Annotated in this window: 8 protein-coding genes; 6 read left to right on the forward strand and 2 right to left on the reverse strand. The window is 73.4% G+C overall.

Annotated features, from left to right (window positions below; translation table 11 throughout):
* Positions 1-29: 29 nt before the first annotated feature.
* Both ACFWIA_RS19570 and ACFWIA_RS19575 read left to right on the forward strand, forming a co-directional pair.
* Positions 30-731, forward strand: coding sequence for a ribonuclease HII (locus ACFWIA_RS19570; RefSeq protein ID WP_387006622.1), 702 nt, complete (start codon positions 30-32; stop codon positions 729-731).
* 68 nt (positions 732-799) lie between these two features.
* Entirely contained in the window at positions 800-1,453 is a 654-nt protein-coding gene (locus ACFWIA_RS19575) for a hypothetical protein (protein WP_387006625.1), read from the forward strand.
* Positions 1,454-1,704: 251 nt separating this feature from the next.
* Here the strand turns inward: ACFWIA_RS19575 and ACFWIA_RS19580 are convergent, their stop codons facing one another.
* Positions 1,705-2,349 (reverse strand): hypothetical protein, encoded by a 645-nt coding sequence (locus tag ACFWIA_RS19580; RefSeq protein ID WP_387006627.1) that lies wholly within the window; start codon positions 2,347-2,349, stop codon positions 1,705-1,707.
* Positions 2,350-2,665: 316 nt separating this feature from the next.
* A complete protein-coding gene (locus tag ACFWIA_RS19585; RefSeq protein WP_387006630.1) occupies positions 2,666-4,849 on the reverse strand; it encodes a DEAD/DEAH box helicase in 2,184 nt (727 codons plus the stop codon).
* Positions 4,850-4,982: 133 nt separating this feature from the next.
* On the opposite strand from ACFWIA_RS19585, the gene ACFWIA_RS19590 reads away from it, so the two are divergent.
* The 4 genes from ACFWIA_RS19590 (at position 4,983) to ACFWIA_RS19605 (ending at position 10,713) form a co-directional block, all read left to right on the forward strand.
* Positions 4,983-6,644 carry a DUF4192 domain-containing protein gene (locus tag ACFWIA_RS19590; protein ID WP_387006633.1) on the forward strand — a complete coding sequence of 554 codons (1,662 nt, stop codon included), beginning with the start codon at positions 4,983-4,985 and terminating at the stop codon, positions 6,642-6,644.
* A gap of 141 nt (positions 6,645-6,785) precedes the next feature.
* Positions 6,786-7,547, forward strand: coding sequence for an NUDIX domain-containing protein (locus tag ACFWIA_RS19595; RefSeq protein WP_387006636.1), 762 nt, complete (start codon positions 6,786-6,788; stop codon positions 7,545-7,547).
* A gap of 190 nt (positions 7,548-7,737) precedes the next feature.
* Positions 7,738-9,666 (forward strand): ATP-binding cassette domain-containing protein, encoded by a 1,929-nt coding sequence (locus ACFWIA_RS19600; protein WP_387006639.1) that lies wholly within the window; start codon positions 7,738-7,740, stop codon positions 9,664-9,666.
* Between the two features lie 162 nt (positions 9,667-9,828).
* On the forward strand, positions 9,829-10,713 hold the full coding sequence (locus ACFWIA_RS19605) for a FadR/GntR family transcriptional regulator (protein WP_387006642.1): 885 nt from the start codon (positions 9,829-9,831) through the stop codon (positions 10,711-10,713).
* The last annotated feature ends 687 nt before the right edge of the window (positions 10,714-11,400 follow it).

Genomic DNA, 11,400 nt, shown 5'->3' on the forward strand with positions numbered 1-11,400 from the left:
GAACCGGTCGGCGTAGGCTTGCAGGTGCCATGCCATACGAAGCACCTACCCACACCGTTGAGCGCTCGTTGCGCGCCACCACCGGTGCGAAGATCATCGCGGGCGTCGACGAAGTGGGACGTGGTGCCTGGGCGGGCCCGGTCACCGTGTGCGCCGCGGTCACCGGACTGCGACGGCCCCCGGAGGGGCTCACGGACTCCAAGCTCCTCACGCCCAAGCGACGTACCGCTCTGGCCGCGGAGTTGGAGGGTTGGGTGACGGCCCACGCACTGGGGCACGCCTCGCACGAGGAGATCGACGCCCTGGGCATGACGGCCGCACTCCGGCTGGCCGCGGTGCGTGCGCTGGAGGCCCTTCCGGTGCGTCCCGACGCGGTCATCCTCGACGGGAAGCACGACTACCTCGGCACCCCGTGGCGGGTGCGCACCGTGATCAAGGGGGACCGGTCCTGTGTCGTGGTGGCCGCCGCATCCGTGATCGCGAAGGTCCGCCGCGACAAAATGATGGCCGAACTGGGGTCCGAACATGCAGACTTCGACTTCGCGGCCAATGCCGGCTATCCCTCGCCGGTGCACCGGGCCGCACTGGCGGAACGGGGCCCCACCCCGTACCACCGGCTGACGTGGGCGTATCTTGATGCGCTGCCCCAGTGGCGACATCTCAAGAAGGCCCGCAGTTGGGCGGACGAAAGCGTTCCGGAGGTCGAGGGCCAGCTGGGTTTCGACTTCTGACGTTCTCATTCGCACTGATGTGCCACCCGTCGGGCCCGTTCGCGCCGGCGTTTGATAGATACCAGCTCATGCCTCTCAGTCCCGAGGAGCCTCAGATTCACGAGAGTGCCCAGGGTCCGCGCGTCACCCCGGCCAGTGGCCACCCCGCGCCGACCCCTCGCCCCGTACCCGGTCCGCGTCCCGCGGCGCCACCGCGCCCCGGCGGACCGGGCCCGCTGCGGCCCACCCCACCCGCGCAGCGCACGCCGCGCGAGTCGTCGGCCGCCAAGCCGGAGCCGTCCGCTCCGGCCGCGACTGCCGCCACCGCGGTGCAGTCGACCCCCGTGTCCCCGGCTGCCGCCTCACCGCAGCTCCAGCTGATCCCGGCCTCGGCCGAGGGGGCGCTGGACGCGGCGGAAGAAGCGGTCGACCTCCTGCTCGACTCCGGCCGGCCCCCCGGGGAGATCCTCGTGGTCACCACGGGGGAGCAGCACCCCTGGGCCACCCACGAACTGTCGTTCGGCGAGGCCGCCTACTGGGCGCAGCACGATGCCGTGGACGACGTCTTCTACGCCGACGCCGCCGCCCTGGAGCGGGCGACCGTTCGTCCGGTCGTGGTCGCCGCCGTCAACGGTGGGGACGTCTCCACAGGACTACCGCTCGCCCTGACCAGGGCGGGCACGCTCCTGATCGTGTGCGGTGATCCGCAGACCATCAACGCGGCCCTGGGTGCCGGAGTCTGACGACTCCGGACGGTGTCGGTGGCGGTGGCTCGGACTCGGTCCGGGACACCGCCACCACTGCGTCGTCAGGCCCTCGCGCGCCGCGGCCCGCCGCCCGGACGTGACGGCGCGGGCGGGTCCGGCCGTGTCCGGCGGTGTTCTCGCGCTGGTGGGAGCGGCCGTGCGGACCCGGTGGTGCCCGGCCTCCGGGAGCGGACGCCCGTGCGGGCGTGCCTCGGGAGGCCGGCGGGCCGGGCCCGGTGCCGTGCCGCTCAGCGTGCTGCTGCGCGGCGCAGCAGTTCCGATGCGGCTCCCCCGGCCCGGGGCTGTAGGGGAGTGAGGTCCGCCGCGAAGTCCTGGGAGGACGAGAGGGAGCTGGGACGACGACCGCCCCGTCCCTCGCCGAGTACCTGCCAGCCGTCGCGTGTCAAGGTGATGTAGGCCCCGCAGCGCAGCCCGTGCAGGGTGCACGCGTCGCGGAGCCCCCACATCCAGGCCCCGTCCTCCTGGGTCCAGCGTGCGTCCCCGTCCCGGCAGTAGAGCAGCACCGCGGTGCGCACCGGGGTGCGTCTGCGGAGGTCGTGCGGAATCACCCGGCGGAGCTGGGCGAGCAGGGCGTTGCGGAACACCCATCCGTCGGCCGAAGCGGCGCGGCGGGTGAACGAGGCACTGGCTCTGAGGCGTTCGTCGGAGTCGAGGACGGCGACGACCGCGGTGGCCGGTGTCGGCCGGTGGCGGGCGTGCAGTCCGCTGACCACCTCACGTGGGTTGCGCAGCAGCGGAATCCCGGCCGCTGCCCATTCAGCGGGTTCCAGCATCCGGGCCAGTTGGTTGGCGGCATCGGTCGGCAGGTTCTCACGCGTCGGGGACGCAGACATCATCGATGCCGCCTTGGACGGAGCGAATCCGAAGGTCACGGCCCTCCCTTCGGCTACGCGCCCACATACGGGGCGGAAACGGACGTGGGGGAGCGCACCACGGCACAGCCCTCTCGGGAGACGGGCGAGCCGCAGGGGAGCAATGCCAATTCTTCCCGTCGTATTGGCTTGCGGCAACGAGCAATTGGGACCGTCGACCCATTCCTTGGCATTCGTCTCTTATATCCCTCGCCCGAAGATCTCGGAACGCCCTGTCTGCCCGCCGTTTTCCGCGATCCGGCCGTGCGGCCACCCGGTGGTCACCCACAGGTCGGGTGAACCCGTCCGGCGCGCCCGCACGCGCCGGACGTACGACTCATCCGGGCAGGGCGAGCACCAACGGCAGCACCTCGGTGGCTCCCGCCCGCCGCAGCAGCCGCGCGGCGACCGCGAGGGTCCACCCGGTGTCGGTCTGGTCGTCCACCAACAGGACGGGGCCGTCGGCGGCCTTGAGCGCCAGCGACAGGTCCGTGGGGAGGTGCAGCGCGCCGTCGAGGACCTTCAGCCGCTGGGCACTGTTGCTCCGGGGGGTGCGTGCCGGCTCGTGTCCCGGCGCGTACGCGATGCTGCCCAGGAGGGGAAGCCGGCCCACCTCCGAGATCCGGGCGCCCAGGGACTGGATCAACCGGGGTCTGTTCAGCGAGGCCATCGTCACCACGCCGACCGGTCGGGTCATCGCGTCGGGGGCGCCGGACGCCCAGCCGCCCGGTCCCCTGGCCCAGTCGGCGAGCACTTCCACCACGGCCCGTGCCACATCGTCCGGGACCGGTCCGTCGGGGGCCTGGGGGGCCAGCATCGGCCGGAGGCGGTTGCCCCATCCGATGTCCGACAACCGCCCCAGGGCGCGCCCCGTGGCCGCCTGTTCGCCGGCGGGGATGCGGCCCTTGAGCGAGATGCCCACGGCCGTCAAGCCGGTCGGCCACATGCGGCGGGGTTCCACCTCCACGCCCGGGCGTTCCAACTCGCCCCGAGCCCGGTCCAGCGCGGCGCCGGAGACCTCGGTGTCGAACCGCGCCCCCGCGCAGTTGTCGCACCGGCCGCAGGGGGCGGCCTCCTCGTCGTCGAGCTGGCGGCGCAGGAACTCCATGCGGCAACCGGTGGTCCGCACGTACTCCCGCATGGCCTCCTGCTCGGCCGACCGCTGCCGGTTCACCCAGGCGTAGCGCTCGGTGTCGTACGCCCAGGGCTCGCCCGTGGACACCCAGCCGCCCTTGACCCGCTTCACGGCCCCGTCGACGTCCAGCACCTTCAGCATGGTCTCCAGCCGGTTGCGCCGCAGCTCCACCAGGGGCTCCAGGGCGGGCAGCGACAGGGGCCGGTCCGCCCCGGCGAGCACCTCCAGGGTCCTGCGCACGTGCTCCTCCGGCGGGAACGCCAACGAGGCGAAGTACTGCCAGATCGCCTCGTCCTCCCTGCCCGGCAACAGCAGCACCTCCGCGTGCTCCACCCCGCGGCCGGCGCGGCCCACCTGCTGGTAGTAGGCGATGGGCGAGGCGGGAGAGCCGAGGTGGACGACGAAGCCCAGATCGGGCTTGTCGAACCCCATGCCGAGCGCCGAGGTGGCGATCAGTGCCTTGACCCGGTTCGCCAGCAGGTCCTCCTCCGCCTGCTGCCGCTCGGCGTTCTCCGTCTTGCCGGTGTACGAGGCCACGGTGTGCCCCCGTTGGCGCAGATAGGCGGTGACCTCCTCCGCTGCGGCCACCGTCAGGGTGTAGACGATGCCCGAGCCCGGCAGTGCGTCCAGGTGTTCGGCCAGCCATGCGAGGCGGTGCGCGGCGTCGGGAAGGGCGAGGACGCCCAGGCTGAGGCTGGACCGGTCCAGGGGGCCGCGGAGGACCAGGGCGCTCCCCGTGTCGTCCGCGCCGTCCGCCGCCGCCGCGGCTCCGGTGCCGAGCTGCTCCGCGACGTCCGCCGTCACGCGTGCGTTCGCCGTCGCGGTCGTGGCCAGCACCGGGACACCGGGCGGGAGGTCCGCCAGCATGGTGCGCAGCCGTCGGTAGTCGGGTCGGAAGTCGTGCCCCCAGTCCGAGATGCAGTGCGCCTCGTCGACCACCAACAGTCCCGTGGCGGCGGCCAGCTCGGGCAGCACGTTGTCCCGGAAGTCGGGGTTGTTGAGGCGCTCCGGGCTGACCAGGAGGACGTCCACGGTACCGGCGCCGATCTCCTGTTGGACGGTCGCCCACTCCTCGGGGTTGGCCGAGTTGATCGTGCGCGCGCGGATGCCGGCACGGGCGGCCGCGTCCACCTGGTTGCGCATGAGGGCGAGGAGGGGCGAGACGATCACGGTGGGACCGCCGCCGTTCTCCCGCAGCAGCGCGGTCGCGACGAAGTACACCGCGGACTTGCCCCAGCCGGTGCGCTGCACCACCAGGGCCCGGCGCCGTTGTGCGACCAGTGCTCTGATCGCCCGCCACTGGTCCTCCCTGAGGCGTGCGGCCGGGTCACCGACCAGCCGGGCGAGGACGGCGTCGGCGGCCGTGCGGAGTTCGTCGTTGCTCATGCCCCCATGCAACCCGATGGGTCCGACATCGCGCGACCGACCCCGCTGACCTGTGGACAACTCCTGTCGTGTCCCTGATCCGGGTTATCCACAGGAACAACCGGAAGATTGCATTCCGGGGGATGGTCACTCCATGACGAATCACCACGACGCCATGGACCCCGCCGACCACGGCCCGGACGACCACGGCCCGGACAGCCAGGGTCCGAACGACCACGGCTCGGACGGCCACGGCTCGAACGACCAGGGGTCGAACGGCCAGAAGCCGGACGACCACAGTGCGGGCGACCGCGTACCGGACGGACGCGCACCGGACGGGCGTCCGGCGGCAGCGGACAGTCACCCGGCGCACGGTTCCGCCCGCCCGGGCGCGACCCCCGCCCCCGACCGGCCGGCCCGGCTGATCGACTGCCCGGACTTCGACGCGCCCGTCAAGCTGCGCTCCGCCGCGGAGATGGCGGACGCGCTCCCGTACATCCTCGGCTACCGTCCCGAGGACTGCGTCGTCCTGCTGGCCCTGCACCGGCAGGAGGGCTACAGCAGGTTCGCCGGCCGGGTGCGCCTCGGCATCCCGAAACGCACCGCGGACTGGCGGGCGGTGGCGGACGAACTGGCCCGGTGCCTGGTGATCGGGTCGGCACGACGCGGCTCCCTGCCCGATGCGGTGGTCGTCTTCGTCTGCCGCGAGCCCCGGGGCGACGGGACGGGCTCCGCCGTCATGGAAGGGCTCCGCCCCCTGGCGCAGCACCTGCGCCGCGCCTGCGGCGGCTTCGGGGTGCCCGTGGTCGAGGCGCTGTGCCTGTCCGCCGGGCGCTACTGGTCCTACATCTGCCCCGACGAGCGCTGCTGCCCCGCGGAGGGCACCGCCATGGGCTTGCCGGGTTCGTCGGTGCTCGCCGCGGCGGCCGCCTACGCGGGAATCCGGGTGCGCGGCCCGCTGCGGGAGCTGCGTGCCCGACTCACCCCCTGGGAGGGCCCCGCGGCACGCGAGCAGGAATCCGCCCTCGACGCGGCCCGCGCACGGCTGCTGCCCGACGGGGGCGACCGGACGGGGCAGGACACGTCCGCCGCGACGCTCGCCCTCGCCCGCACCGCGCTGTCCAGGCTCGGAGCAGCGCCGCGCGAGCCCGATCCGACGGCGGGGGACGGCGCGGACGACGCCCTGTTCTCCCACGACGAGGCGGCGGCCCTCCTCATCGGCCTCCAGGACCGGGACACCCGCGACGGCGCCGCGGAGTGGATGGAGGGGCCGGACGGGGAAGCGGCGCTCAGGCTCTGGCGCACACTGGCCCGCCGTTGTGTCGGCCCGTACGCGGACCACGCGGCGGCGCCCCTCTCCCTCGCCGGCTGGGTCGCCTGGTCCACCGGGGACGGCCTGGAGGCGCGCGAGGCCCTGGCGATGGCCCTGGCCGCCGACCCCGACTACCTGTTCGCCAGGCTGCTGCACCAGGCGTGCAACGACGGTCTGAGCATCGAGACCATGCGTGAGTGCATTCGGCAGGGCGGACAGGAGCGGGAGGCCGCCCGGGCCCGGGCGGCGGACGCGCGCCGCGGCCCGCAGCCGGTTCGGGCCGCCCCCACCCCGAGGTCCGCGCGGACCGCCGCCACGCTCCGCCGCGGCAAGGCCCGACAGCGGGCGGCCGGAGGAGCCCGCGGCCCGCTGCCGAGCGGCCCGCTGCCGAGCGGCCCGCCGACCCGCCCGGGGTCCCGCCCGCGCCCCGCCGCCCGGACCCGTCCCGTCGCCTCCCCGCGCCCGGTGACCCGCCCCGGATCGGACCGCCCCACCGAACACTGACGAGGGCGACGAGGGCGACGAGGGCGCGGCCGGCGATCGCCGGGGCGGGAGAAGGGACGTGAGGTGACGGAGACCGAACGAGGATCTGCGAGGAGGACGGAATGGACTGTTTATCGTCAGGGAGACGACTATGATCGCGGCATGCCGCCCTACGACCCGTCAGCCTTCCCGCCCTTCGCCGTCACCGTCGACCTGGTGGTGCTGACCGTCCGGCGCCATGCGCTGTGCGCACTGGCGGTCAGGCGAGGTGAGGCGCCGTTCCAGGGGTGCTGGGCGCTTCCCGGCGGCTTCGTGCGGGAGGACGAGGACCTGTCGGTGGCGGCGGCCCGTGAACTCGTGGAGGAGACCGGGTTGTCCGTCCACGACCCGGCAGCCCCGGCCCAACCCCACGGTGCGCACCTGGAACAGCTGGCCACCTACGGCGACCCCGAGCGGGACCCCCGCATGCGCGTCGTCAGCGTCGCGCACCTGGCGCTCGCACCGGACCTCCCCGCGCCCCGGGCGGGCGGTGACGCCAGCAACGCCCGATGGGCACCGGTGGAGGAACTGCTCGAACGAGGAGGGCCCGACCGCGGGGGCGAACAGCCGGCGCCGCTCGCGTTCGACCACGGGCGCATCCTCGCCGACGGGGTGGAGCGTGCCAGATCGAAGATCGAGTACTCGTCGCTCGCCACGGCCTTCTGCCCGCCGGAGTTCACGGTCGGTGAACTGCGCAGGGTCTACGAGGCGGTGTGGGGGGTCACGCTGGATCCGCGCAACTTCCACCGCAAGGTGACCGGGACGCCCGGGTTCCTGGTCCCGACCGGTGGGACCACCACCCGCCAGGGCGGACGGCCGGCGCAGCTGTTCCGCGCGGGCGGCGCCACGCTCCTCAATCCGCCCATGCTGCGGCCGGAGGTCTGACGTACGGCGAGTCGAACAGGGGCGACGGGGGCGGGCGCCCTCTTCCCCGGGGCAACACCCCTGCCCACCAATGACCGAAAAGTCTAGTTTGTCGCGCTATCTTGCTCGGGTACCCATGGCGTCGCCCGTCCCCCGCCTCGGTGGGCGGGACTCCGGCCGCCGAGCGGTCGCACCGCCCGCGAGAGAAGCGATGATCCAGGCCATCGGACTGACCAGCACGTCCCGCAAGGAGACCTTGCCGACCGTCGCCGACGTCTCCTTCGATGCGCCCACCGGACGGATCACGGCCCTGCTCGGACCGCGGGGAGCGGGGAAGTCGACGCTCCTGCGGCTGATGCTCGAACTCCAGCCGGGCCGGGGAACCGCCCACTTCCGAGGACGTCCACTGCACCGCATCCCGCACCCCGCGCGCGAGGTGGGGGTCGTCCTCGGTGAGGTGCCGGGTCACCCCGCCCGCACGGTCCGGGGGCATCTGCGCATGCTGTGCGCCGCGGCGGGGGTGCCCGGCGGTCGGGTCGACGACGTCTTGGAGGCCACCGACCTCGACCGGGTGGGCGACACCCGGCTCGGCTGCCTCTCGCGCGGCATGGACCGTCGCCTCGCGCTCGCCTGCGCCCTGCTCGCCGATCCGCACACGCTCGTGCTCGACGCCCCCACGGACGGCCTGTCGACCCCTGAACGGAGCTGGCTGCACCACCTGTTGCGGTCCCACGCCAGGCTCGGGGGCACCGTGTTGTTGAGTACCGACGACGCGAAGGAAGCCGCCCGTACCGCCGACCGCGTCGTCACCCTCGAAGCCGGGCGGGTCATCGCCGATCAGGAGGCGGTCGACTTCGCCCGCACCCGGCTGCGGCCCCGGGTCGCCGTGCGCAGCCCGCACGCCGTCCGGCTCGCACGGTTCATCACCCAGGAGGCGCGCGCCGCCCGACAGTCGGTCGAGGTCGTGAACGAGGCCGGCAACCGGCTGTCCGTGTACGGGAGCAGCTGCGCGGAGATCGGTGAGCTCGCGTACCGGCACGGCATCCTGGTCCACCAACTCGCCGATGAGACCGGGGACACGGGGCCGCCGGCCGGTGGCGACGGAGACCGGGCGGCTGCCGAGGGCGCCCCGCCCGGCCGGAAACCCCCGCCAGCCCCCCGAAGCTCCGCGCCCCCGACCGCAGCCCCCCGGAGCCCCGCCCGCCTCGGCGCCCCCACCCCACCGACGGGCCCCGAGGAAGCGGCGCTCGGCCGTACGGGGCCGGCCACCGCACCCACCGCCGCGCTCGACGACACCGCGAACCGACCCCGCACCGCCGCGCCGCCCACGGGAACGGAGCCCCGCGCCCGACCGCCCGCCATCACGGTGCGCCCCGTGGGATCGCCGCTGCGCCCGGTCCGTTACGAACTGCGTCGCGCCACCGGCATCGCCACCGGGTACGTCACCTGTGCGGCGGCGCTCGTGGTCTCCGCGGTCCTCGCCGTGTTCCTGGCGAGGACCGGTCATGAGCCGCCGGCCCGCCTCCTCGCCGCCTGGCCCGAGCAACTTCCGCTGCCCCCAGCGGCCTTGGCGGCCGGACTGCTCGGCGCACTCGCCTTCGGTGACGAGTTCCGACACCCTGCGCTCGCCGCCGACCGGGGCACGGTGCCCCGCCGGCTGGGACTCCTGGGAGCCAAACTCACCGTCGCGGCGGCCACGGCCCTCCTGCTCGCCGTCGTGACCGTCGGGTGCGACGCCCTGCTGCTCGGCCTGGTGTACGGAGGGGAGGTCGGAGCGCTCCCGCCATCCTGGCCGGCGCTCGCCGCGAGTTGGATCGGGCTCGTGACCGGCTGCTCCTGGGCGGGGGTGCTCGCGGCCGGGACCTTCAAGTCGACGGCTGCGGGGCTCGCCGCCGTGCTGGCGGTGCCCGTCCTCGTGGTGCCGGGCGTACAGAAGGTCTTGTCCGGTCCATCCGTTCGAACGGCGGCGGGACTCCCGGCACGCCTCCAGGAGTTCACGATGTGGCCGTTCGGGGCGGAGAAGTTCCTGGTCGCCGGCCTACGGATGATCACCCAACCGGTCGGCAGTGCGCTGGCGCTCTCGCTCGCGGCACTGTTGTGCGCGTATCTGCTCACAGTGAGCCGTAGCAGGGTGCGTTGAAGACCGAGGTTGACCGATTGGTCGACCTGCGGACACAACTTCCCGAGTGGCGTTCACTTCTTTCCGATAAGGCGTCAATTGCGAAGGGGTGAGCGATCACCCTTTCGTGTGCTTTTCACCAAAGACCTCAAGGCCCCTGAGGGCAAGGCCGACAAAGGTTCCGTGAGTACCCTTGCGCACACCATGATGACCACCGCCCGCACCGCAGACTCCGGCCTCGCCGGACCGGGCGGACTCGACCGCTACACCTACCCGGAGGCCCCCGCGACGGACCGCGGCGTACCGGCCTGGGACGGGGCCGATCAGGAGCTGGGCCGCGTCGGCAGGCGGGCCGCGGGCAGCCGTGGCCGAGGTCTGCACGGCCAACTCGTCCAGCAACTCGGCCAGATGATCGTTTCCGGTGACCTGGGCGCCGACCGCCCGCTCGTGCCCGAGGAGATCGGTCAGAGGTTCGAGGTCTCCCGCACCGTCGTCCGGGAGTCCCTGCGCGTACTCGAAGCGAAGGGCCTGGTCAGCGCCCGCCCCAACGTCGGGACCCGGGTGCGCCCGGTCAGCGACTGGAACCTGCTCGACCCCGACATCATCGAGTGGCGCGCCTTCGGCCCCCAGCGCGACGACCAGCGCCGCGAACTGAACGACCTGAAGTGGACGATCGAACCGCTGGCGGCCCGGCTCGCCGCCGGGCACGGCCGGGAGGACGTGCAGCAGCGCCTCACCGACATGGTCGAGATCATGGGGCACGCGCTCGGCCAGGGCGACGCCGTCACCTTCGTCCGCGCGGACGCCGAGTTCCACGCCTTGCTGATCCAGGCCGCGGGCAACCGCATGCTGGAGCACCTGTCGGGAATCGTTTCGGCCGCACTCCAGGTCTCCGGCGGACCGGTGACCGGTTGTGACCGTCCGCACGAGGGGGCCCTCGTCCACCACGCCCGCATCGTCGACGCGCTCGCCCAGGGGGACGGGGCGGCCGCCGAGGCCGCGATGCGTCAGCTGCTGACCTCCCACCCCGAGGTGGAGCGCGTGGTTCCGGCTCCCCGGGAACACTGAAAGACCCTTCCGTCCGGCCCGGTGCGCCCCGCTGACGCGGGGCGGGCCGCCGGCGTGCGCGTCGGCGCGATCCGCGGGTGCCCCCGCGGATCGCCGACCCGGGTCGGTGCCCCCTGGGTGGGCGAGCGTTCCGCCGGGTTCCCGTCGAGCGTCGCCCGCGCCGTCGCCCCACCCCGTCGCTGTTCCGCCCGCCCGGCATCCCCGCGACGCGTGACGCACCCCGCCCCGCGGCGGACCCGGCAGGAGCGGGGACCCGGACGGCCGTCCCCGCGGTCGGTTCCGCTCTCGACACAGCCGATCCCGTCGACACGGTCACTCGGGTCGACATGTTCACTCGGGTCGACGCTGTCGACCCGGCGGAGCCGTCGAGCCCTCCCCGCCCCCGAAGCGGGCGGGTCCGCAGCACCTCGCGGAGTCCGCGGCCCCCGTTCCAGCCGGTCAAGAACACGACGCAATACGGCGACGTCGGATCGACCTGGGGCAGACAGTCGCAAATCCTGACCGCTTCTGGTCGGGTCTAGAATCTTTTGTGCGCTTACGGGGTGTGACTCGGGCCACGTAGATTGACCGTAACGCTCCCGGGCACTGCGCGATGACCTAAGAGGTGACAGGCCGAGGAGGGAATACGGCAGCCGTTGACGGCGCTGTGAATCTCCTAGGCCACGCCCGCGCCGTCGACACATCCCC

Source organism: Streptomyces sp. NPDC127068 (assembly GCF_042724695.1).
GTDB lineage: Bacteria > Actinomycetota > Actinomycetes > Streptomycetales > Streptomycetaceae > Streptomyces.

Coding starts and splice junctions, on each gene's coding strand:
- ACFWIA_RS19570 (WP_387006622.1), top strand. CDS start 30: ATGCCATACGAAGCACCTACCCACACCGTTGAGCGCTCGTTGCGCGCC.
- ACFWIA_RS19575 (WP_387006625.1), top strand. CDS start 800: ATGCCTCTCAGTCCCGAGGAGCCTCAGATTCACGAGAGTGCCCAGGGT.
- ACFWIA_RS19585 (WP_387006630.1), bottom strand. CDS start 4,849: ATGAGCAACGACGAACTCCGCACGGCCGCCGACGCCGTCCTCGCCCGG.
- ACFWIA_RS19590 (WP_387006633.1), top strand. CDS start 4,983: ATGACGAATCACCACGACGCCATGGACCCCGCCGACCACGGCCCGGAC.
- ACFWIA_RS19595 (WP_387006636.1), top strand. CDS start 6,786: ATGCCGCCCTACGACCCGTCAGCCTTCCCGCCCTTCGCCGTCACCGTC.
- ACFWIA_RS19600 (WP_387006639.1), top strand. CDS start 7,738: ATGATCCAGGCCATCGGACTGACCAGCACGTCCCGCAAGGAGACCTTG.